Annotated in this window: 22 protein-coding genes and 1 riboswitch; of the genes, 13 read left to right on the plus strand and 9 right to left on the minus strand. The window is 60.0% G+C overall.

Features of this window, described 5'->3' with window-relative positions; genetic code table 11:
- Positions 1-8: 8 nt before the first annotated feature.
- The 4 genes from VWZ85_RS08460 to VWZ85_RS08475 are packed head-to-tail and all read right to left on the minus strand — an operon-like array spanning position 9 to position 3,801.
- Positions 9-1,211: an endonuclease/exonuclease/phosphatase family protein gene (locus tag VWZ85_RS08460; RefSeq protein WP_416545481.1), complete on the minus strand. Its 1,203-nt coding sequence runs from the start codon at positions 1,209-1,211 to the stop codon at positions 9-11.
- A gap of 52 nt (positions 1,212-1,263) precedes the next feature.
- Positions 1,264-2,238: a threonine ammonia-lyase gene (locus tag VWZ85_RS08465; protein ID WP_416587816.1), complete on the minus strand. Its 975-nt coding sequence runs from the start codon at positions 2,236-2,238 to the stop codon at positions 1,264-1,266.
- Entirely contained in the window at positions 2,235-3,107 is an 873-nt protein-coding gene (locus VWZ85_RS08470) for an alpha/beta fold hydrolase (protein ID WP_416587876.1), read from the minus strand. Before VWZ85_RS08470 ends, VWZ85_RS08465 begins: the two co-directional genes overlap by 4 nt.
- Before the next feature lie 7 nt (positions 3,108-3,114).
- Positions 3,115-3,801, minus strand: coding sequence for a haloacid dehalogenase type II (locus tag VWZ85_RS08475; protein WP_416536512.1), 687 nt, complete (start codon positions 3,799-3,801; stop codon positions 3,115-3,117).
- Positions 3,802-3,999: 198 nt separating this feature from the next.
- Here VWZ85_RS08475 and VWZ85_RS08480 point away from each other — a divergent pair, with 198 nt between their 5' ends.
- Positions 4,000-4,428: an FKBP-type peptidyl-prolyl cis-trans isomerase gene (locus VWZ85_RS08480; RefSeq protein WP_340544413.1), complete on the plus strand. Its 429-nt coding sequence runs from the start codon at positions 4,000-4,002 to the stop codon at positions 4,426-4,428.
- Positions 4,429-4,511: 83 nt separating this feature from the next.
- Entirely contained in the window at positions 4,512-5,585 is a 1,074-nt protein-coding gene (locus tag VWZ85_RS08485) for an NAD(P)H-dependent flavin oxidoreductase (protein WP_416536513.1), read from the plus strand.
- A 75-nt stretch (positions 5,586-5,660) separates the two neighbouring features.
- Here the strand turns inward: VWZ85_RS08485 and VWZ85_RS08490 are convergent, their stop codons facing one another.
- From VWZ85_RS08490 to fabA, 3 genes are read right to left on the minus strand one after another with little or no spacing between them, the layout of a single operon-like run.
- Positions 5,661-6,452 (minus strand): enoyl-ACP reductase FabI, encoded by a 792-nt coding sequence (locus VWZ85_RS08490; RefSeq protein WP_340544415.1) that lies wholly within the window; start codon positions 6,450-6,452, stop codon positions 5,661-5,663.
- 6 nt (positions 6,453-6,458) lie between these two features.
- Positions 6,459-7,688 carry a beta-ketoacyl-ACP synthase I gene (gene fabB, locus VWZ85_RS08495; RefSeq protein ID WP_416536514.1) on the minus strand — a complete coding sequence of 410 codons (1,230 nt, stop codon included), beginning with the start codon at positions 7,686-7,688 and terminating at the stop codon, positions 6,459-6,461.
- A gap of 46 nt (positions 7,689-7,734) precedes the next feature.
- Complete coding sequence (gene fabA / locus VWZ85_RS08500; protein ID WP_340544418.1) at positions 7,735-8,244, minus strand: bifunctional 3-hydroxydecanoyl-ACP dehydratase/trans-2-decenoyl-ACP isomerase; 510 nt, start codon at positions 8,242-8,244, stop codon at positions 7,735-7,737.
- Positions 8,245-8,478: 234 nt separating this feature from the next.
- Between fabA and irrA the strand changes: the two genes are divergently transcribed.
- Entirely contained in the window at positions 8,479-8,895 is a 417-nt protein-coding gene (gene irrA / locus VWZ85_RS08505; RefSeq protein ID WP_260099685.1) for an iron response transcriptional regulator IrrA, read from the plus strand.
- Between the two features lie 35 nt (positions 8,896-8,930).
- On the opposite strand, the gene VWZ85_RS08510 is transcribed toward irrA, so the two are convergent.
- Positions 8,931-9,830, minus strand: coding sequence for a LysR family transcriptional regulator (locus tag VWZ85_RS08510; RefSeq protein ID WP_416587818.1), 900 nt, complete (start codon positions 9,828-9,830; stop codon positions 8,931-8,933).
- Between the two features lie 125 nt (positions 9,831-9,955).
- On the opposite strand from VWZ85_RS08510, the gene VWZ85_RS08515 reads away from it, so the two are divergent.
- Positions 9,956-10,753, plus strand: a complete 798-nt coding sequence (locus VWZ85_RS08515) for a phytanoyl-CoA dioxygenase family protein (RefSeq protein ID WP_340544421.1) — start codon at positions 9,956-9,958, stop codon at positions 10,751-10,753.
- A 36-nt stretch (positions 10,754-10,789) separates the two neighbouring features.
- Here the strand turns inward: VWZ85_RS08515 and VWZ85_RS08520 are convergent, their stop codons facing one another.
- Entirely contained in the window at positions 10,790-11,659 is an 870-nt protein-coding gene (locus VWZ85_RS08520) for a glycosyltransferase family 2 protein (protein WP_416587819.1), read from the minus strand.
- A 142-nt stretch (positions 11,660-11,801) separates the two neighbouring features.
- Here VWZ85_RS08520 and miaB point away from each other — a divergent pair, with 142 nt between their 5' ends.
- From miaB to VWZ85_RS08565, 9 genes are all read left to right on the plus strand, one after another.
- Positions 11,802-13,124, plus strand: a complete 1,323-nt coding sequence (gene miaB / locus VWZ85_RS08525) for a tRNA (N6-isopentenyl adenosine(37)-C2)-methylthiotransferase MiaB (protein ID WP_416587821.1) — start codon at positions 11,802-11,804, stop codon at positions 13,122-13,124.
- A gap of 205 nt (positions 13,125-13,329) precedes the next feature.
- On the plus strand, positions 13,330-13,881 hold the full coding sequence (locus tag VWZ85_RS08530; protein WP_340544425.1) for an OmpA family protein: 552 nt from the start codon (positions 13,330-13,332) through the stop codon (positions 13,879-13,881).
- 11 nt (positions 13,882-13,892) lie between these two features.
- Complete coding sequence (locus VWZ85_RS08535; RefSeq protein WP_340544426.1) at positions 13,893-14,189, plus strand: hypothetical protein; 297 nt, start codon at positions 13,893-13,895, stop codon at positions 14,187-14,189.
- Between the two features lie 153 nt (positions 14,190-14,342).
- Positions 14,343-15,350, plus strand: coding sequence for a PhoH family protein (locus tag VWZ85_RS08540; RefSeq protein WP_416587822.1), 1,008 nt, complete (start codon positions 14,343-14,345; stop codon positions 15,348-15,350).
- Between the two features lie 127 nt (positions 15,351-15,477).
- Positions 15,478-16,008 carry an rRNA maturation RNase YbeY gene (gene ybeY, locus VWZ85_RS08545; RefSeq protein WP_416537249.1) on the plus strand — a complete coding sequence of 177 codons (531 nt, stop codon included), beginning with the start codon at positions 15,478-15,480 and terminating at the stop codon, positions 16,006-16,008.
- Positions 16,009-16,013: 5 nt separating this feature from the next.
- Positions 16,014-16,913 carry a hemolysin family protein gene (locus VWZ85_RS08550; protein ID WP_416536523.1) on the plus strand — a complete coding sequence of 300 codons (900 nt, stop codon included), beginning with the start codon at positions 16,014-16,016 and terminating at the stop codon, positions 16,911-16,913.
- A complete protein-coding gene (lnt, locus tag VWZ85_RS08555; protein WP_416587825.1) occupies positions 16,910-18,421 on the plus strand; it encodes an apolipoprotein N-acyltransferase in 1,512 nt (503 codons plus the stop codon). The genes VWZ85_RS08550 and lnt overlap by 4 nt, the downstream gene beginning before the upstream one ends.
- 61 nt (positions 18,422-18,482) lie before the next feature.
- A riboswitch (SAM-SAH riboswitch) is annotated at positions 18,483-18,531 on the plus strand.
- A 6-nt stretch (positions 18,532-18,537) separates the two neighbouring features.
- Positions 18,538-19,719, plus strand: a complete 1,182-nt coding sequence (metK, locus tag VWZ85_RS08560) for a methionine adenosyltransferase (RefSeq protein WP_340544431.1) — start codon at positions 18,538-18,540, stop codon at positions 19,717-19,719.
- A 245-nt stretch (positions 19,720-19,964) separates the two neighbouring features.
- On the plus strand, positions 19,965-20,612 hold the full coding sequence (locus VWZ85_RS08565; protein WP_416587827.1) for an ATP-dependent Clp protease proteolytic subunit: 648 nt from the start codon (positions 19,965-19,967) through the stop codon (positions 20,610-20,612).
- Positions 20,613-20,647: the final 35 nt, after the last annotated feature.

Consider the following 20,647-nt stretch of genomic DNA (forward strand, 5'->3'; position numbering starts at 1 on the left):
TCGCGGCTCTATTCGGCAGTCTCGAGCCGCATATGGGCCATGATTTGCCCATGGTCGGAGGCCAGCTTATTATAGGGCGCTTCGGGGTGGCTGCCATCAGTAAGGTGGTCGTTGAAGACGCTGAAATATTGCATTTCGCCGATGGCCCCTGTCCATTCGGGATCAAAATGGCGGGACATATAGATCTGATCGATGCTCTGGTGCACGCCTCCGAATGTGGTGGTGTATACCACGTCACGGAGAGATTTCTTGAGAAACAGCTTTTCCGCCGAACGCAGGCGAACCCGGTCGATCATCTCCCGGATCTGACGGTCTTCGTCTGGATTGTAGCGATCTCCCGAGTGGCGAGCGTCATGCCGCAGCATCCAGGAGTAGTTGCGAAACGGTGTCTCGCCGCTGATGATTTCAGAGCTGACGGCATCCTCGCCATCATTGAAGTCTCCCAGGACCATGACCGGCCGGTCCTGTTCCAGCTCGTCCAGGATGGCGCGGCGCAGAACCCAGGCCTCGGCCATACGCCGCAGAGCTGCCCGCAACGCGCCCATGGCCCGCCCACTGGCATCATAAGCCGTGAGCACGGTTTCGGGCGCATAAGGCGCCCCAAGTGGTGTTATGAACTCGCCCAGTTTCGATTTCAGGTGGCAGTTGAATACGCTGATGATCTGGTTCGCGACGGGAATGCGGGCCTTCATGATCGGTCGAGACAGCCGTCGCAGCGTGTAGTAGCCCGCGTCATCCTCGCCGCCCAGGCAGGCCATCGGGATATCCAGCGGCAGCGGCAGGTCCTGAATAATCTCGACCGGTTCCACAAAACCCGTACGTGACAGAATCGCGAGACCGGGGCGACGCTTGCCCGGAGTGTCGTGGTCATTCGTATTGGCAGCATAGGCCAGCTTGGCATCGGTATAGGGCGTGTAGACGAGTTTGCGGAATATGGCCTTGCGGTGATAGCGTTTGGAGCGATCGGGCAGGGTCGCGGCGTTTACCTGTTTGCCACGCCGATCGGTTTCGGCGACCACCTCGCGCAGCGTCGCCTCATCGAAGATTTCCTGAAACCCCACGATATCGGCATCGAGCGTCAGCAGCTGATCGGCCAACCAATCGGATTTCCAAGCATATTCCTCGGGCGTGTAGCTTTGAAACCTGTAGTATTCTTGATCGGGACCGATCAGGTTCTTCACATTGAAGGAGGCGATAGTGAACTCGGTCATAGGGGCACTCCAGGGGCGAAGGGCACCGGATCGACCGGTGCGAGTGTGAAGCCTATCCGAACTTTTGTAGCGCTTCGGCAAAAATGGCGGGGTCGACATTACCACCGGTCGCAATGGCAATCGCGCTCGATCCGTTGAGGTGGTCTGCGTGAAACAATGCTGCCGCCAGCGAGACAGCACCGCCAGGCTCCAGCACGATTTTGAGCCTCGAATAGGCCAGCGCCATGGCGTGCATGGCCTCGTCTTCGCTGACAGCAATTCCGGAACCGCAGAGCCGTGCCAGGATCGGGAAGGTGATTTCGCCGGGTGCAGGCGTGAGAATAGCGTCACAGAGTGAGCCGGCCGTGGTCTCATTGCGACAGATCCGCCCGGCGGCCAGTGACCTGGAAACGTCATCGAACCCCTGCGGTTCACAGGGGCGAACCCGCATTTTTGGCGCAGCGTGTTCCAGCGCCAGGGCAACACCCGAAGTCAAACCACCACCGCCGCAGCAGACCAGAACATCCGCCTCGGTCACGTCTTGTTCAGCAGCCTGTCGGGCGATTTCCAGACCAACCGTGCCCTGACCGGCGATGACGTCGTCGTCGTCGTAGGGCTTGATCAGGGTGAGGCCGCGAGTCTCTGCCAGCTCTGCCCCAATGGCATCACGATTATCGGTGGCGCGGTTGAACAGCACCACCTCTGCGCCGAGCGCACGGGTGTTGGCGATCTTAATTCTTGGGGCGTCCTGCGGCATCAGGATCACGGCGGGTGTGCCATGGGCGGCCGCCGCTGCGGCCACACCCTGCGCATGATTGCCACTTGAATAAGCAAGCACGCCTTTCTTGCGCTGATCCTGGCTGAGCGCAGACAGCGCGGCCCAGCCCCCCCGGAACTTGAACGATCCGGTATGTTGCAGGCACTCGGCCTTGATCAGTACCCGGCGACCCGCGATGTCGTCCAGAAAGGGGGAGGAGAGCAACGGCGTTTCGCGGGCGTGGCCCCGTAGGCGCTCCGCAGCGGCACTGATTGCGGCAAAGGATGTCATTGGGCGACCTCGAGAATTCGGTGGATAAGGGCAAGCGCCTTGGGTTCGTCCAGAAACGGGACATGGCCGCGATCCGGCACTTCAATGGCGATCAGGTCCGGTAGACGGCGCTGCATGTTCTCGTAGGTCTCAGCCGTCAGAATGTCGGAGTTCGCGCCGCGGATCACGCCGCAGGGCAGACCTTCAAGTGATTGAAACAATGGCCAGAGATCCGGCGCTGGCCCCGCTGCAGCCTGCGCCAAGAGAGCTTCACGCAACCGGGCGTCATAGCGCAGCGCCAAACCCGTCCGGGTCTGCGTGTAAAAAACCTCGGCTTCTTCGCGCCAGCGTGTCATCGGCACATCGGGAAACGCTGGCGCCATATGGGTCGCAAGCGCGGAGGCGGCTTCTTCGTGGGTTTTGGCTGCCGGACGATATCCGACATAGGCCATAATCCGGGTGATCCCATCTGCCGGAATTTCTGGCCCGACATCGTTCAGGATCACACCGGCCAATCGCTCCTTGTGTAGAGCGGCCAGTGCCATCGCCACCAACCCGCCGCGCGAGGTGCCGAGTAGCGTCACGCGATCAATGCCCAGATGGTCCATCAGCTCGATCACATCCTGCGCCTCGCGCGGGACCGAATAGCTGTGGATATCGTCTGCATATTGAGACCGGCCCCGACCCCGGGCGTCCAGGGTGATCAGGCGATGGCCATGAATATGCGGCCGCAGGTAGCGAAAGTCCTGCCCGTCGCGTGTGAGCCCTGCCAGGCACAATAGGGGTGGGCGGGAAATGGCTGTTGTCTGGGGGGCGAAGTCTGGATCGTCATAGGCCAGCTCCAGCCCGTCAGAGCTGGTAAAATATGAGAGTGCGCGTGGCGTGTTCAGCACGGGTTTATCCCCCCGCCAGGTCAGGGATACTGGCCAGATTCCTCAGCACGTGATGCGGCCTCCACGGCAGGCGATCCATAGGTTCACCACTTCGGTTCACCCAAGCCGTGGTAAACCCGTATCCCGCCGCACCGGCAGCGTCCCAGCCGTTGGAGGACACGAAAAGCACTTCATCGCGCTGGCAGCCAAAGCGTTTGCCGACAAGGTCATAGACCTGCGGGTCCGGTTTAAAGACACCAACGCTTTCGACAGAGAGCACATCGTCCAGCAGGTCGCCGACCCCTGCGGATTGAACGGCTCCGTCCAGCATCTCGGGTGATCCGTTGGAGAGGATTGCGGTCTGCAGGCCCGCAGTCTTGAGGGCGCGCAGCATCTGCGGAACCTCATCATAGGCCTGAAGCTGCCAGTAGAGATCCAGCAGGCGCTTTCGCAGCTGCGGGTCACCGCTCAGGCCGGTGGCCTCCATGGCCCAATCCAACCCGTCCTGGGTGACCTGCCAGAAATCGGCATGTGAGTTTGTGATTACACGCAGCCAAGTGTATTGTAGCTGCTTCAGCCGCCAGTGGTTGGCCAGCTCTGCCCAATGGTCGATCAGATGCGGAAACTCCGGCTCACCTGCAGCTTGCCGTGCGGCCGCTGTCACATCGAACAATGTGCCATAGGCATCAAAGATACAGGTGCTGATTGCCATGGGGCCTCCGGTTCGATGTCCTGCGGTTGTCCCAGCCTAGGCGCAAACGGGGCGCAAATTCCAGCCACAATCATTTCCCGCCGCTCTGCGGACGCCCGGGAACGGTGCGACCGGGGCTGCTTCGGATCATCGGGTTTACATCACGGTGGTGTCCTATACTGTGCGCGCCTTTGTAACGTGAAAGCAACTGGAGGTCCCATGACCGAGGTAAAAAGCGGCGATACCGTACGCATCCACTACACAGGCAAGCTGACAGACGGCAGTGTCTTTGACAGCTCTGAAGGGCGCGAGCCGCTTGAGTTCACCGTCGGCTCTGGTCAGGTTATCGAGGGTATGGACGCCGGTCTGCTCGGCATGGCCGCAGGCGAGACGAAAACGCTCAACATTCCCGCGGATCAGGCCTATGGCCCCAGCCACGACGAGGCGCGGCAGAGCATTCCGCGTGAAGGGATCCCTGATGACATCCCGCTTGAGGTTGGAACACAATTGCAGATGCAGGCTCCGACGGGCGAAGTGCTGCCGGTGACCGTGGTTGAGGTGAGCGAGGCGACTGTGACCCTTGACGCCAATCATCCCCTGGCAGGCAAAGACCTGATCTTTGATATCGAGCTGGTCTCGATCAACTGATCGCATCTGAGGCGGTGCCTCTTGCGCCGCCTCGTCAAACCGGCTCTTTTGCAGCGGGATATGCCGTGGTGAAAGAGGACGGAATGACTGATATTTCTACGTCAGCCGCATTGATGGAACTTCTGGGTATATCCGTGCCGATTCTCCAGTCTCCCATGGCCGGCGTCAGCACGCCCCAGATGGCGGCGGCTGTCAGCAATGCCGGTGGGCTGGGCGCCCTGGGTATCGGAGCGGCAAGCATCGACCAGGCTGAGGAGATGCTGCGTCAAACGGTGGCACTGACTGGCCGACCCTTTAACGTCAATGTGTTCTGCCACCGGCCAGCGCTTGAGGATTCCTCCCGCGAGGCGGCCTGGCTCAGCGCCTTGGCACCGGTGTTTCACAGCTACAATACGGCGCCGCCGGAGGCGCTGCGCGAAATCTACACCAGCTTCTGCGTTGATACCGATATGCAGGAGATGCTGATTGCGCAGCGCCCGGCAGTTGTCAGCTTCCACTTCGGTTTGCCGCCGCAGGGGGTGATCTCGGCTCTGAAGTCAGCCGGCATCATCTTGCTGGCCACAGCAACCTCACTTGCCGAGGCTGCTGTGTTGGCGAGCGCCGGGATCGACGCCATTGTTGCACAGGGGTGGGAGGCCGGAGGCCATAGGGGTATCTTTGATCCGCGCGGCGCGGATCCCAGGCTTGGAACTCTTGAACTGGTCCGTGAACTGGTTACCAACCTGAACCTGCCGGTGATCGCCGCAGGCGGGTTGATGACCGGTGCCGATATTGCAAAGGCGCTGGTAGCAGGTGCCGCTGCTGCGCAGTTGGGCACCGCGTTCATCGCCTGTCCCGAGAGCAGTGCCGATGCGGGCTATCGGGCCGCCTTGCTGGCCGCGGATCCGAAAACAGAGATGACGACGGTAATTTCAGGTCGCCCGGCCCGCTGTCTGAGAAACCGTTTCACCGACCTTGCGCAGAAGCTCGATCCGACGATCATTCCGGATTACCCCATTGCCTATGATGCCGGGAAAGCCCTGAACACTGCGGCGAAGCAGGCTGGCGAGCCCGGATATGGCGCGCAATGGGCCGGACAGGGCGCTGCCGGAGTTCGTGCTATGCCTGCGGCTGATCTCATGCAGCAGCTTCTTTCAGAACTGGCTGCGGAACAGTGATGTCAAGCGGAGACAGCAACAAGAAAGGGCACCCGCTGGGTGCCCTTGGTTCTTGTGACAGGGATTGGCAGCAGGTCAGAGATTGTCCTGCTGCGGCATGCCAAGGACATGAAAACCACCGTCGACGCGGATGATCTCGCCCGTCGTGCAGGCCCCTGCGTCGGAGGCGAGATAGACGGCTGTACCACCAACCGCTTCCAACGTGGCGTTATCGCGCAATGGGGCGTTCTGCGCCGTATGTTTAAACGTCTTGCGGGCACCACCGATGGCGGCCCCTGCCAGGGTTTTCATCGGGCCAGGGGAGATGGCGTTCACACGGATGCCTTCGGGGCCGAGATCATTGGCCAGGTAACGCGTGGCGCTTTCCAATGCCGCCTTTGCGACACCCATCACGTTGTAGTTGGGCACCACTCGGTTCGATCCCTGGTAGGTCAGGGTCAGCAACGTGCCGCCATTGGCCTTCATCAGCGGGTAGGCGCGGCGCGCCACCTCGACAAAGGAATAGGCGGAGATATCCATCGAGTTCTTGAAGTTCTCGCGGCTGGTGTCGAGGAAACGTCCGGTCAGCTCGGTCTTGTCCGAATAGGCGATGGCGTGCACCACGAAGTCGACGCTGTCCCAGCGTGCCGCCAATTGCTCGAACGCGGTGTCGAGCGACGCATCATCGGTGACGTCCACATCGACCATAAAGTCGCTGCCAACGCTCTGGGCCAGCGGTTCCAACCGTTTACCAAAGGCTTCACCCTGATAGGTGAATGCCAGTTCGGCCCCCGCATCGGCCATGGCCTTAGCGATGCCCCAAGCGATCGAACGGTCGTTTGCGACCCCCATGATCAGGCCACGTTTGCCCGTCAATACTCCTGACATCCGCCGTTATCCTTTGTATTTGCTCAATACCATTGAGCCATTGGTGCCGCCAAAGCCGAAGCTGTTGGTCATTACGCTGTCAAGGCCCGCGTTTTCCACCAGCTGGGTTGCAACCTCTCCCGGCTCGATGCCCTCGGCCAGCGTGTCGACGTTGATCGACGGCGTGATGAAGTCATTGTCCAGCATCAGAAGGCAGAAGATCGCCTCCAGTGCGCCCGCCGCGCCCTGCGCATGACCGGTCATTGATTTGGTCGAAGAAATCGGCGGCACGTTGCCCGCGCCGAAAACCCGGCGGGCCGCTTCGATCTCGCCGACGTCGCCGACCGGGGTCGAGGTGCCGTGGGCGTTGATATAGTCCACCTTGCGGCCGTCCGGCAGGGATTGCAGGGCCAGACGCATGGCGCGCTCGCCGCCTTCGCCGGAGGGGGCGACCATATCGTGGCCATCGGAGGTGGCGGCAAAGCCGGTCACTTCGGCGTAGATCTTGGCACCGCGCGCCAGGGCGTGATCCAGATCCTCCAGCACGACGATACCGCCGCCACCAGAGATCACGAAACCGTCACGGTCCTGATCAAACGCGCGGGAGGCTTTCTCCGGCGTGTCGTTGTATTTGGACGACATCGCGCCCATCGCATCGAACAGGCACGACAGGGTCCAGTCCAGTTCCTCGCCACCACCGGCGAACATCACATCCTGCTTACCCATCATGATCTGCTCAGCCGCATTGCCGATACAGTGCAGCGAGGTCGAGCAGGCCGAGGTGATCGAGTAGTTGATACCTTTGATTTTGAAGGCTGTGGCCAGATTTGCCGAGATCGTGGAAGACATGCACTTGGGAACGGCAAACGGCCCGATCCGCTTCGTGGCCCCGGTTTTCAGCACGGTCTGATGGGCTGCCAGCATGGCCGATGTGGACGGCCCGCCCGAACCGGCCACCAGACCGGTCCGCTCATTCACCACTTGCTCTTCGGAGAGGCCGGCATCGGCAATTGCCTGGCTCATCGCGATATGGGCATAGGCCGCGCCAGCCCCCATAAAACGCAGGGTACGCTTGTCGACATGGTCAGCAACATTCAGCTTGAGCGTTCCCGCAATTTGGCTGCGAAAGCCATGCTCGACCATTTCGGGGCTGGCCTCGATGCCAGATTTTCCTGCTTTGAGAGAGGCAAGAACCTCTTCGGCATTGTTCCCGATGGACGAGACGATGCCCAGACCGGTGACGACGACGCGACGCATGATGCGTACTCCTATTTCTTGTTCAAGGGGCGGGGAGAGCTGCGGATCAGCTCTCGGAGAGGGCCACCTTCATGTCCTTGACCTGGTAGATAACTTCACCATCGGCTTCCACGATGCCGTCGGCAACCCCCATGGTCAGGCGACGGGTCTGGATAGCTTTGGTGAAATCGATCTTATAGGTCAGCATCTTGCGGTCGGGTCGCACCATTCCAGTCAGTTTCACCTCGCCTACACCCAGCGCATAGCCGCGACCCTGCCAGCCACGCCAGCCCAGGTTGAAGCCGGTGAGCTGCCAGAGGCCGTCAAGACCCAGACATCCGGGCATGATCGGGTTGCCGGGGAAATGACAGTCAAAGAACCACAGGTCAGGCGTGATATCGAACTCGGCCGTAATGTGACCCTTGCCGTGGGCGCCGCCATCGGCCGACACATCGGTGATGCGATCCATCATCAACATGGGAGGGGCGGGCAGCTGTGCGTTGCCAGGGCCGAACAGCTCGCCTCTGGCGCATTTCAGCAAATCGTCTTTGTCAAAGCTGCTGGGGTAATCGGCCATGCTGGCGCTTCTCCTGCCTATGTTATGATCGTGTATCTGGCTCCCTGTAGCACCCGTTTCGACTCTCCTGCAAGGGTTCCGGGTGCCGAGGGCACACCAGCATTCAGCCTGTGGCCTTCAGGTTTTTCAACTGTGACAGTCTACAGATACAGATCGGAGCTACGCAAATTGAATTGAATGCAAGGACCCTTTCGGCCTATAAATGCGGCCAGCAACGCTATGCAGGACCGCTACATGACGCCAACACCAGCAGATATCGCTACCAACTGGCTGGAAACAGCCGGATTGCGCCCGACCCGTCAGCGGGTGGCGCTGGCAGAGTTGTTGGTGGGCGACGGCAAGCATCGCCATGTGACCGCCGAGAGCCTGTTTGACGCGGCAAAGGACAAGGGTGCAGCTGTTTCACTGGCGACGGTCTACAACACGTTGCGCGCCTTTTGCGATGCTGGCGTCTTGCAGGAAATCACAGTCGATGGGTCCAAAAGCTATTTTGACACCAATACGCACGACCACCCCCATTTTTACTGGGAAGACGAGGGGCGTCTGTCGGATGCGCCATCCGATCAGCTGGTGATCAAGAGCCTGCCCGCGGCGCCGCAGGGCGTTGAAATCGCGTCCGTCGACGTTGTGATCCGACTGCGCAAGGTCTGATCGTAGGAACGCCGGGCGCTGCGCTCATGTGCGTGCTAGAGTATTTCCGTAACCGTTTTCGCCAGAATCTGCTGCGCGGTCTCTATCACGCTGCCTTTTGACGGCGGGCTGTGGCTGATCAGGACCAAGGGCTCCTCTGCCGATGTGTCGCTGATGGGTATCGCGACCAGTGGCTTGCCATCGTAGGAGCGTAAATCGGGGGGCCTGCTGTAGGTGATGCCGATCCCTTCGCCATGGGCGGCCAGGCTGCGCAGCAGCTCGACCGATGCCGCCCGGTGGGCAATTCGGGGCAGCGCGCCAATGGATTTGAACAGGCCAAGCATGTGGCGCACGGATAATCCTTCTTCCGACAGAATCAGGGGCTGTTCGGCCAGATCGGCCAAGGACAGGCGGTCACGATCTGACAGTGGGTGACCATTGGGCATCAGCACTACGGGGCCGCGCCGCAACACCTCCTGCCGGACGAAGCTTGCATCCACGCCCAGGTCATAGCTGATCGCCAAGTCGATATTCCCGGCGGTCATCGAGGCCAGCAGCGGTTTAAAGTGATCCGTCCTGTAGCGGATGGCCACACCGGGCAAGCCGATCCGAAGGCGCTGCAGCGCTGGGGCCAACAGAAAGGGAGCCAGATCGGTAAAACATCCCAAGGTCAGCTGCTGGCCGTCGGTTTGATCTGCGCCCCGACGTTCCAGCCGCGCGGCCTGATCCAGGAGCGCTTGCGCACGGTCTGCGAACCTGCGGCCTTGTGGGGTCAGGATCATGCCGGCCCCGCGACGCCTCAGGAACAGGGGCTCTCCCAGCTGCGCCTCAATCCGGGCAAGCGCTGTGGACAACGCGGGCTGGCTGACATGCACGGCGGCAGCCGCCGCCGACAGGCTGCCGTGCTGAGCGATCGCGCAGACATATTCGTAGTGGCGTAGAGTTAGGTATAACATCAGTTTATTTTCTGCATACTAAGATATTATTTGAGCACGCCGCCCCGCCGGGTGCAACATCGGCCCGAAACGGGTGACTGCAACCAGATGCTGTCACCCGTACTCCCGATACCAAGGATTGATCGATGCCCCATCCCCTCATCACCCGAGACCATATTGACGATTTCCAACGCGATGGCGTTGTGTTGATCCGCGGTCTCTTCGTCGATCAGGTCGATATTCTGCGCGACGGCGTCGAGGCGAATATGGCGCAGCCCGGTCCCTATGCTTCCAACAATGAAAAACCCGGGCAGACCGGGCGGTTCTTTGATGACTATTGCAATTGGACCCGGATCCCTCAGTTTCAGCAGGCAATCGAACAATCGCCCGTGGCGGAGGTGGCCGCAGATCTGATGCAGTCGAAACGGGTGCAGATGTTCCACGACCACGTGCTGGTGAAAGAGCCGGGCACCTCCATGGCGACCCCCTGGCATCAGGATGGGCCTTATTATTTCGTCGAAGGGCAGCAGACCATCAGCTTCTGGTCGCCGCTCGATCCTGTCACGAACGCCTCGCTGCGATGCGTTGCAGGCTCGCACCGCTGGGAGAAGGAGGTGTTGCCAACGCGCTGGGTCTCCGAGGAGGGCTTCTTTGCCGATGAGGGGCAGTACATGCCGGTGCCGGATCCCGATGCCGAAGGGATGACAATCCTGGAGTGGGAGATGCAGCCAGGTGACGCCGTCGCCTTTAATTACCGGACGCTGCACGGCGCCCGCGCCAATACCAGCGAAACCCGTCGCCGCGCCTTTTCGTTGCGTCTGGTCGGGGAGGACGCACGCTATATTGAACGCCCCGGCCCAACCTCGCCGCCCTATCCGGGTCATGACATGGTGTCGGGTCAGACCCTCCGCGAGGATTGGTTTCCCGTTCTATTGCAGCGCTAAGCTATGACAGGGTCGCGCTGCATTGGCGCTCGGAGCCTAGAACCACTGTCCCGGCTCCATCAGGCCCAGATCAAGCAGCTGACGAGAATGCCAGTCAAAGGGTGCCGAGTTGTGCCATCGAAAACTGTCGATCTCAAAGGAGGATCCCGGGTTGCGTTTCAACGCCTTTGCGGTGCGAAAAGAGCAAATCGCGGCGGTCAGATTGTGGTGCCAGGGGCAGGCGTAGGTGTTGTACTCCGGTTCGTTGAACCGGTGATCCTCAAACAGCCGTAGTTCCGGTTTTGCACGGAACAGCGAAATCCGGTCGATCTTTCGGCTTGCTGCGGGGATATGTTCTTCATAGCGCCAGCGTATGCCGCCGTAGAAATCCAGCTGGCGATCAAGCGGATGGCCGGTCTGTGGATCGTTGCGAGCCTGTGCATAGTAGCCGGATTTATCCAGATGCGCGGTTTCCAGCGATACGCCGTTTGGTGCTGCGTCCAGATCGGCGGCATAAAGATCAATGACATAGGTCAGCATGGCCGAGCGCCGCTCTTCGCCATGAAACCCCAAGAGTTCGACAACATTGCGGCTCTCACAGAAGGGGTAGAACAGGTACTCTGCATTGTAGCAGTAATAGAGCCAGCAACCCGGTGCGGCTCTCGCGATCACCTTGTTGATGGCCTCGATCACCGCTTCACGCGCGCTACAGTCAAAGGGCACACGGTGGATGCGCGTCTCCAGATCGTAGGGGATGTCAAAAGCGTCCGGCATAAAGGCCACAACGGTTGTAAAGCCGAGATCAAGATGGTGGCGCAGGGTGGTCGCAATCTCCACCTTATCCTCGACAAAGATCAGAGCGACGGGCCCTGTTGTCAGGATCTTGTCCCCGGCGCCAAGAAACCCTTCGAGTGATGAATGCATCATATCTGATTGCCTGCTGTTCTCTGCCGACTTCCCTGTCTGGCGATTGCTGCTAAAGTCGGGTAATCCGCGCGCCATTGCAAGCAGAGCCGTTTCCGGCTATGCCACGCCGCTGTTGCGACCCTCCGGTGAAAAGGTTGTCCCCATGAGCGCCCCGAAGAAGCTGTTTATCAAGACCTATGGCTGTCAGATGAATGTCTATGACAGTGAACGCATGGCCGAGGCGCTGGGCGGCGAAGGTTACGTTGAAACCAAATCGCCGGATGACGCCGACATGATCCTGCTGAACACCTGCCACATCCGGGAAAAGGCGGCGGAGAAGGTCTATTCCGAACTGGGGCGCTTCAAGGGGCTTAAAGCGCAGAAGCCGGACCTGAAGATTGGCGTCGCGGGCTGCGTCGCCCAGGCCGAGGGCCAGGAGATCATGCGCCGTCAGCCGCTGGTCGATCTGGTGGTCGGCCCGCAGAGTTATCACCGGCTGCCGGAGATGGAAGCGAAGGCCCGCAAGGGGGAGAAGGTGCTGGACACCGATTTCCCCGAGGAAGACAAATTCGAGAAGCTGAAGAACCGCCCCAAAGCCAAGCGCGGCCCGACGGCGTTTCTGACCGTGCAGGAGGGCTGCGACAAGTTCTGCGCCTTCTGCGTGGTGCCCTACACCCGCGGCGCCGAAGTGTCGCGCCCGGCGGACCGTATCCTGCGCGAGGCTCAGGAATTGGTGGAGCGTGGCGTGCGCGAAATCACGCTCCTCGGCCAGAACGTGAACGCTTATCACGGTGCTGGCGCCAACGGCGACCTGACCCTGGCCCAGCTTATCTGGGAGCTGGACAAGATCGACGGGCTGGAGCGCATTCGCTTCACCACCTCGCACCCCAATGACATGCAGGACGACCTGATCGAGGCGCATGGCACCTGTGCCAAGCTGATGCCCTATCTGCACCTGCCGGTACAGGCGGGTTCCGACAAGATCCTCAAGCGGATGAACCGCGCACATACCGCCGAGAGCTATATCCGCCTGATCGAGCGGATCCGCGCCGCGCGCCCAGACATCCTGATCTCAGGCGACTTCATTGTTGGCTTCCCGGAAGAAACCGAGGAAGATTTCCAGGCCACCATGGACCTGGTGGAAGAGGTGAAGTACGGCACCGCCTATTCCTTCAAATACTCCACTCGGCCTGGCACCCCGGCGGCAGAGCGTCCTCAGGTTGACCCGGCTGCGGCTGACGACCGGCTTCAGCGCCTGCAGGCCCTGCTGACCAAGCAACAGCGCGAGGTTCAGGACAGCATGGTTGGCCGCGAGGTTGGTGTTCTGTTTGAAAAGGCGGGCCGCTTCGCGGGCCAGATGGTTGGCAAATCCGATTACCTGCATGCGGTGCATGTAGCGGATTGTGATCGTGCCATCGGTGATCTTGCCCGCGTGCGGATCCTGTCCTCTGGGGCCAACTCACTGGCGGGCGCTCTGATCGATTGATCATGGGCGGGGGCGGTCGCGCAGCCGATTGCGCCCCTAGCGCGACATGGCGTCGTGAAACTTCTGATTTCCTTAAGCAAATGATTGCAATTTGCGTTCTATACCTGCGAATATCACGGTAACGGCCTGCGCAAAGCCCGCGTGGCCGCAAGAATGACGCCTGCGAATGACTGGTGTAAGGGGGATATTGGGTGTGTTGAAACCAATGAGGAAACAACTCTGCGGACTCGTGGCCACCGTTGTCGCGACTGTCGGCTTGAATGTGGGCGCTTTGCTGGCGCAGGACGCCGGTGTGATCGGTCAAAGCTATATTCCAACCATCTGGGTTGATCCCGACGGTTGCGAGCATTGGGTGATGGACGATGGCGCCGAAGGCTTTATGACACCCCATGTCACGCGAGACGGGAAACCGGTTTGCCGTCGGGGCAATATCTGCGGCGTGATGCCCAGCGATCAGTTTTTTGCCACCAACAGGCATCACATCAGCGCCGCCGGGCAACAGCGCCTGCGCGAGTTTTTCCAATCCGCCAATGCCCGATCCTTCATCATCACGGGCCATACCGACAGTCGCGCATCAGATGAATATAACATGCGGCTGTCTCAGCGCCGTGCCGATGCGGTCGCAAAAGTCGGCCAATCGGTTGGCGCCCGCATCCTTGAGGCGCGGGGCTATGGCGAGCGTGATCCGCGCGTGCCGAACGACTCGGCCGTGAATATGGCGCAGAACCGTCGCGTCGAAATTATCTGCCTGCGCTGAGGAGCATCGTTATGTCATTCACCAGAACAGCGCTTCTTGCGTCCTTGGCGATCGGTCTGTCTGCCTGTGGCGACAAGGTCGACAAAACCGTGGATCGTGGTTTTGACAGCAAGGATCTGTCTCAGCTGAAGGCGGGGATTTGGGTTGATCCGACCGGCTGCGATCATTGGATCATTGACGACGGGGTCGAAGGTTACCTGTCGCAACGGCTGGCGCCGGATGGCCGCCCGGTCTGTTCCGGCGTCGCCCCTCCGAATACGGCGGTTGGTCCGTTCAAATCCGGGTCCAGCATCGAGGACCCGATTTGACGGGATTTCGTTACCACTGCAAACAACTGCCTATTGGCCGTCCTTTTCGGGCGGCCATTTTGTTTCAATCGCGTGAAATTGCCGACGCGTAGCTTGCGCCGGGGCGACCGGAGAGGCACACTGAAAGAGCAACGTCAAAGACAGGAGACCGGATTGGCCATTGGCACTTTGACCCCATCGCATGAGCAGGATTCCTCACATGAGGCGCTGCTCGAATTTCCTGATAACCGACTGCTGATTGATCTGTGCGGTGAATACGACCGCAATCTCGCGACGCTCGAGCAGACGCTTGGTGTTCAGATTGTCCGGCGCGGCAATCAACTCTCAGTGCTGGGAGAAGAAGCCGCCCGCGATCAGGCCGCGGCGGTTCTGGCAGCGCTATATGACCGGTTGGAAACCGGCCGCAGTGTTGAGGCCGGCGATATTGATCGTGAATTGCGGATGGGACAGGAGCAGGTGGAAAATCCCGGCAGCCAGCTGGAGATGTTTCGGGGCGGCAAGGTCGAGATCAAGACGCGTAAGAAACTCGTCGAGCCACGTACCGACGCTCAGAAAGCCTATGTCCAGTCGCTGTTCGAACATGAGCTTGCCTTTGGGATCGGTCCGGCTGGCACCGGCAAAACCTATCTTGCTGTTGCTGTTGGCGTGAGCATGTTCATTACCGGGCATGTCGACAAGATCATCCTCAGCCGCCCTGCGGTCGAGGCGGGCGAGAAGCTCGGCTATCTGCCCGGCGACATGAAAGATAAGGTCGATCCTTATATGCAGCCGCTCTATGACGCGCTGAATGATTTCCTACCCGGCAAACAGTTGGCGAAGCTGCTGGAAGAAAAACAGATCGAGATCGCGCCGCTGGCCTTTATGCGGGGGCGTACGCTATCCAATGCTTTTGTTGTTCTGGATGAGGCGCAGAATGCCACCACCATGCAGATGAAGATGTTCCTGACACGTTTGGGTGAGGGATCGCGCATGGTCATCACCGGCGACCGCAGCCAAGTTGACCTGCCGCGCGGCGTGGCGTCGGGGCTGGCGGATGCGGAACGTCTGCTGAGCAAAATCCCCAAGGTGAGCTTTAACTACTTCACATCACGTGACGTGGTGCGACATCCGCTTGTGGCGGCCATCATCGAGGCCTATGAGGCGGATGAGAAATCCGCCTGAACCAGCCTTCGGTTGCTGAACGAGGGGGATGCAAATTCATATTGGGTTGGGGCCTTCATGGAAAACCACCCAAGAAACGCCCTCCCGGACCTGTCGGAACGGGCTGCCTTGGCATTGAGACTGGACTATGACTCTCGACATCTCCATTGAAGACGCTCGCTGGCAGGACATCGGCTTGTCAGCGCATGCCGAGCAGGCCGTTGATGCGGCGCTGTCGCATTTCAATCTCGATCCGGACGACTGCGAACTATCCCTGCTGGCCTGCAATGATGCGCGGATCATGGAATTGAACACTGAGTTCCGTCAGAAGGCCAAGCCGACAAATGTGCTCAGCTGGCCAGCCGAGGAACTTGCCGCCGAGGAACCGGGGGGTGACCCGCTGCGACCCGAGGCGGATTTTACCGGCGAAATACCGCTCGGCGACATTGCGATTGCCTATGAGACCTGCGCAGGCGAGGCCGAGGCCGCTGGCAAGCCATTGGCCGACCATTTGCGTCATCTGATCGTTCACGGAGTGTTGCATCTTTTGGGTTACGATCACATTCGTGACCCGGACGCCACTTTGATGGAAGGTCTTGAGGTGGAGATACTTGGCAAAATGGGTATCGATGACCCATATACATTGGATGACAGCCCCAATCACGGGCGTATCGGATAGGAACGATGGACGATATAGACGGAAGTTCTAACGCAGCGCAGGGCGCGCTGGAGAACAAGGACAGCGCTGGCGACACCGCAGCGGCTGCACAATCGACGGGGTTTCTGGGGCGTATTTTCAGCTCCTTTACTCCGACCGAAAGCGAGGAAGACGTGGATTCCGGACCGGAAACACGCCTGGCGAACCAGCCGCATGGGATGATCAATCTGCGGCGTTTGCGGGTCGAGGACGTTGCCATTCCCGCAGCGGAAATCGTGGCAATCCCAGCCTCGACTCCGAAAGACGAACTTGTTCAGGTCTTCCGCGAAAGCGGTTTTACCCGTATCCCCGTCTACGAGGGCACGCTGGATACACCCATCGGCTTTGTCCACCTCAAGGACTTTGCCCTGATGCACGGTTTCAACGGCACCGATGCCGATTTCGCGCTGGACGCTATGGTGCGTCCTTTGCTGTTTGTCCCGCCGTCCATGACGATTGGCGTTCTGCTGACAAAAATGCAGGCAGAGCGCCGCCACATGGCGTTGGTGATTGATGAATATGGCGGCGTTGATGGTTTGCTGACCATCGAAGACCTGATCGAGCAGGTTGTTGGCGAAATTGAGGACGAGCATGACGCGGGCGAAGATCAGACCTGGTTCCGTGAGAAACAGGGCTGTTATGTCGCGCAGGCACGTACCCCGCTGGATGAGTTCGAGAATGAAATCGGTCGGTCGCTGACCAGTCACGATGACGTCGACGGCGAGGAGATCGATTCCCTTGGCGGTCTGGTCTTCATGCTGTCAGGACGCGTCCCTGCACGGGGTGAGGTCATCCAGCATCCCGACGGGCCTGAGTTCGAGGTTATGGACGCCGACCCGCGCCGGATCAAACGCCTGCGGGTGCGGTTGCCCGATTGTTCGGGATGATTGCTGCGGTCCGGCGGTATGTCGGGCTGCGGCCGGTCATTCTACCATTGGTCACGGCGGTTGCTGCGGGTGGTCTTCTGGCCTTCGCGCTTGCACCGTTCCATATGCTCTGGCTGGCTCCGTTCTGCCTGGGCGCAGTGGGATATCAACTGCTTCAGCTTTCGACCTCCCGGCAGGGCGCACTTTTCGGCTGGCTTCTGGGGACGGCCTATTTTTCCGTCGGCATGATCTGGATCTACGAGCCGTTTCAAATTGATGCAGAACGCTACGCCTGGATGGCGCCCTTTGCCGTCGTCGGTCTTGCCGCCGGATTGGCGCTGTTTTGGGCGCTGGCGTTCGGTCTGGCTGTTCGGCTCAGGCGCGGTGGCAACCGGATCGTCCTGCTGATTGCCGCGCTGTCGCTTGCCGAGTTTGCGCGGGCCTATGTCCTCACCGGGCTGCCCTGGGCAGCGTTCGGGCAATTCTGGATTGATACGCCTGCCGCAGGGCTGCTGCCTTGGATCGGGCCACATGGTCTAGCCTTCTTCACCCTCGTTGCGACTGTACCGCTAGGGCTGATATCGCGTCGTCCGGTCGTTGCGCTGCTGCCCATGCTGCTTGTCGGTGGGGCTATCCTGCTGATGCCGCAGCAGCCCTCTGCCATGCTGACGGGTAAGATTATTCGTCTCGTTCAGCCCAATGCGCCCCAGGACGAGAAATGGCACCCGGATCTGCGCTGGTCGTTTGTTGATCGCCAGCTGGACTATTCGCGCGCGCCAGCTCGCAGCGGACAGCCCGTCGATCTGATTGTCTGGCCTGAAACAGCCGTTCCGTTGATGCTGAATTATGCGGATGACGTGTTGAGCGAGATTGCGGATGCGGCTGGAACTACCCCAGTTCTGCTGGGCATTCAGCGCCGGGAAGAGGGCCGCTATTACAATTCAGCAATCGTACTGGATGGCGCTGGTAACGTTGGCCAGATCTACGACAAGGCGCATCTGGTTCCCTTTGGTGAGTATATTCCAGCTGGCAATCTGATGGCGCGTATTGGCGTCCATGGGTTCGCCTCTCAGGCCGGGGCAGGTTACGCATCGGGGCCGGGACCGCGGCTGTTGGATCTGCCGGTCGGCAAAGCGCTGCCACTGATCTGCTACGAAGCGGTTTTCCCACAGGATGTGAACGGGGCACCGGACCGGGCTGATCTGCTGATTCAGATCACCAATGATGCCTGGTTTGGCACCTATTCCGGTCCGTATCAGCATCTGGTCCAGGCGCGGATGCGTGCTATTGAGCAAGGGCTGCCCATGGTGCGGGTTGCCAATACCGGCATCTCGGCAATGATTGATCCACATGGCCGCGTCCTGGATGCGCTGCCTTTGGGGGAGGCCGGCTATCTGGACGCAGCCCTGCCTGCGCCGCTGCCGCCTACGCTCTATTCGCGGACCGGTGACCTGCCAGTGTTTCTCGGCTGCATCCTCCTCGGCGGGTTGGCGCTGCGACGCAGAACCACAGTTGCGCGCGGGTCATAGCTGCTTAACCTCTCGGCTTTATAGATTGACGACACACGTCTCCCCGCGTACTGCGGATCGATTACTGCCACAACGGCTTCCTGGCGTGGCAGGCTAAACCCAACGGAGCACCTTTCATGACCCGCACGAACTATACCTTCACCTCGGAATCGGTTTCCGAGGGCCATCCGGATAAGGTCTGTGACCGTATCTCGGACGCTGTTCTTGACGCCTTTCTGAGCGAAGAGCCTGAGGCCCGCGTTGCGGCCGAAACCTTTGCTACCACCAATCGCGTGGTGATCGGGGGGGAAGTGGGTTTGTCGGATCAGGACAAACTGCACGACTACATGGGCCGGATCGACGAAATCGCCCGCGCCTGTATCAAAGACATCGGCTACGAGCAGGACAAGTTTCACCACGAAACCGTCGAAATCACCAATCTGCTGCACGAGCAGTCTGCCCATATCGCACAGGGTGTTGATGCGGCCGCCGACAAGGAAGAGGGTGCCGGCGATCAAGGCATCATGTTTGGCTTTGCCACGAATGAGACCCCAGCGCTGATGCCGGCCCCGATTCAGTACAGCCATGCGATCCTGCGCCGACTTGCGGAAGTGCGCAAGAATGGCTCCGAGCCGACGCTTGGCCCAGACGCAAAATCGCAGCTGTCGGTGGTCTATGAAAACGGCAAACCCACACGCGTCAGCTCATTGGTTCTGTCGACACAGCATCTCGATGAAACGCTGACCTCCAACGATATCCGTGCCATCGTCGAGCCTTATATCCGCGAAACCCTGCCGGATGGCTGGCTGACGGATGAGACGGTATGGCACGTCAACCCGACGGGAAAATTCGTCATCGGCGGACCGGATGGGGATGCGGGGCTGACCGGTCGCAAGATTATCGTGGATACCTACGGTGGTGCGGCGCCTCATGGCGGCGGCGCGTTTTCCGGCAAGGATCCGACCAAGGTCGACCGTTCGGCCGCCTATGCCGCGCGCTATCTGGCCAAGAACGTCGTCGCTGCGGGCCTCGCCGATAAATGTACAATCCAGTTGTCCTATGCGATCGGCGTGGCCAAGCCGCTGTCGATCTATGCGGATACCCACGGCACCGGCGATGTTGATGCGGCCCGGATCGAGGCGGCCATTGATCAGATCATGGACCTCACGCCTCGTGGCATTCGTCATCATCTCGGCTTGAACAAACCGATCTACGAGCGAACAGCGGCTTATGGGCATTTTGGCCGTGAGCCTGACACAGATGGCGGGTTCAGCTGGGAGCGCACCGATCTGGTCGACGCGCTGACAAAAGCGATCTGACGCCATTAGGCGATAAGACAAGAACGACAAAGGCGGGGAAGTCCCCGCCTTTATTTCATCCGGCCGTAGCCGCTCATAACGGCCTTGGCAAAAGACGTGGAAGATCGGGCGCTTTGCTGGCAATATAGCTGTGAACCCGGATCTACATGGAATTGCGTTTGCCCTGTCTTCGTCATGTTCTGTTATTTTCTCAACGCGCCCCTGTCAGGGCTGCGCGATGCGGCTTGCTTGGACTTGTCGCTCTGATGTCTGTTGGCCTCACCGGGCTTGGCCCTGCCATGGCCCGCGAGACGCTGCCCGCGAAATTCAAGATAGACGGCAATACGCTGATCTATGACACCGACGCCCAGTTTGCTGACAACGGGGATGGCACATCTCAGGAGACAGCCGGTGAGATTACGGATGATGATATCGAACCCTTCCGTGAAATCCTTGATGCGAACCCGGCCATAACACGGCTGCAGCTCAATAGCGGCGGCGGCAGCGTCTACGCAGGTGAAACGATTGCCGACATTGTTCAGGGCCACGCGCTTGATACCTGGGTGGTCGGCGAATGTATCAGCGCCTGCGTCGATATCTTTCTGGCCGGTGATCGTCGCCAGATGACGCTGGGATCAAAGATCGGCTTTCATCAGCGTGATTGGGCGCCCAAAGCGGTGCAGAGCTATTATCGCCTGTGGCGCAAGGATGAGAACTGGGCGACGCCCTTTGAGTTCGGCACCTGGATCTATCGCGACACGCAGTCGGAGGTCTTTCGGCATCTGAAGTATATGGTGCAGCGCGGTGTTGATCCGGCCTTTGCGATCGAAACGTTGAAGACCGAGCCCGAGGACGTCTGGTACCCGACCCGGTTGCGGCTGATGGCGGCCGGGGTGCTGCGCGAGAAGCCTTGATAGGGCCTGCCCCGAACAGCATCTATTGCCGGCTG

It is taken from the genome of Phaeobacter sp. JH20_29, from assembly GCF_048056175.1.
GTDB lineage: Bacteria > Pseudomonadota > Alphaproteobacteria > Rhodobacterales > Rhodobacteraceae > Phaeobacter > Phaeobacter bryozoorum.

What these genes read in the sequence shown, in the direction of transcription:
- VWZ85_RS08520 (WP_416587819.1), bottom strand. Translation starts at nt 11,659, where the DNA reads ATGATGCATTCATCACTCGAAGGGTTTCTTGGCGCCGGGGACAAGATC.
- VWZ85_RS08565 (WP_416587827.1), top strand. Translation starts at nt 19,965, where the DNA reads ATGTCTGTTGGCCTCACCGGGCTTGGCCCTGCCATGGCCCGCGAGACG.
- VWZ85_RS08485 (WP_416536513.1), top strand. Translation starts at nt 4,512, where the DNA reads ATGACTGATATTTCTACGTCAGCCGCATTGATGGAACTTCTGGGTATA.
- fabB (WP_416536514.1), bottom strand. Translation starts at nt 7,688, where the DNA reads ATGCGTCGCGTCGTCGTCACCGGTCTGGGCATCGTCTCGTCCATCGGG.
- lnt (WP_416587825.1), top strand. Translation starts at nt 16,910, where the DNA reads ATGATTGCTGCGGTCCGGCGGTATGTCGGGCTGCGGCCGGTCATTCTA.
- VWZ85_RS08490 (WP_340544415.1), bottom strand. Translation starts at nt 6,452, where the DNA reads ATGTCAGGAGTATTGACGGGCAAACGTGGCCTGATCATGGGGGTCGCA.
- VWZ85_RS08550 (WP_416536523.1), top strand. Translation starts at nt 16,014, where the DNA reads ATGGACGATATAGACGGAAGTTCTAACGCAGCGCAGGGCGCGCTGGAG.
- VWZ85_RS08510 (WP_416587818.1), bottom strand. Translation starts at nt 9,830, where the DNA reads ATGTTATACCTAACTCTACGCCACTACGAATATGTCTGCGCGATCGCT.
- miaB (WP_416587821.1), top strand. Translation starts at nt 11,802, where the DNA reads ATGAGCGCCCCGAAGAAGCTGTTTATCAAGACCTATGGCTGTCAGATG.
- VWZ85_RS08465 (WP_416587816.1), bottom strand. Translation starts at nt 2,238, where the DNA reads ATGACATCCTTTGCCGCAATCAGTGCCGCTGCGGAGCGCCTACGGGGC.
- ybeY (WP_416537249.1), top strand. Translation starts at nt 15,478, where the DNA reads ATGACTCTCGACATCTCCATTGAAGACGCTCGCTGGCAGGACATCGGC.
- VWZ85_RS08515 (WP_340544421.1), top strand. Translation starts at nt 9,956, where the DNA reads ATGCCCCATCCCCTCATCACCCGAGACCATATTGACGATTTCCAACGC.
- VWZ85_RS08530 (WP_340544425.1), top strand. Translation starts at nt 13,330, where the DNA reads ATGAGGAAACAACTCTGCGGACTCGTGGCCACCGTTGTCGCGACTGTC.
- VWZ85_RS08535 (WP_340544426.1), top strand. Translation starts at nt 13,893, where the DNA reads ATGTCATTCACCAGAACAGCGCTTCTTGCGTCCTTGGCGATCGGTCTG.
- metK (WP_340544431.1), top strand. Translation starts at nt 18,538, where the DNA reads ATGACCCGCACGAACTATACCTTCACCTCGGAATCGGTTTCCGAGGGC.
- fabA (WP_340544418.1), bottom strand. Translation starts at nt 8,244, where the DNA reads ATGGCCGATTACCCCAGCAGCTTTGACAAAGACGATTTGCTGAAATGC.
- VWZ85_RS08475 (WP_416536512.1), bottom strand. Translation starts at nt 3,801, where the DNA reads ATGGCAATCAGCACCTGTATCTTTGATGCCTATGGCACATTGTTCGAT.
- VWZ85_RS08480 (WP_340544413.1), top strand. Translation starts at nt 4,000, where the DNA reads ATGACCGAGGTAAAAAGCGGCGATACCGTACGCATCCACTACACAGGC.
- VWZ85_RS08460 (WP_416545481.1), bottom strand. Translation starts at nt 1,211, where the DNA reads ATGACCGAGTTCACTATCGCCTCCTTCAATGTGAAGAACCTGATCGGT.
- irrA (WP_260099685.1), top strand. Translation starts at nt 8,479, where the DNA reads ATGACGCCAACACCAGCAGATATCGCTACCAACTGGCTGGAAACAGCC.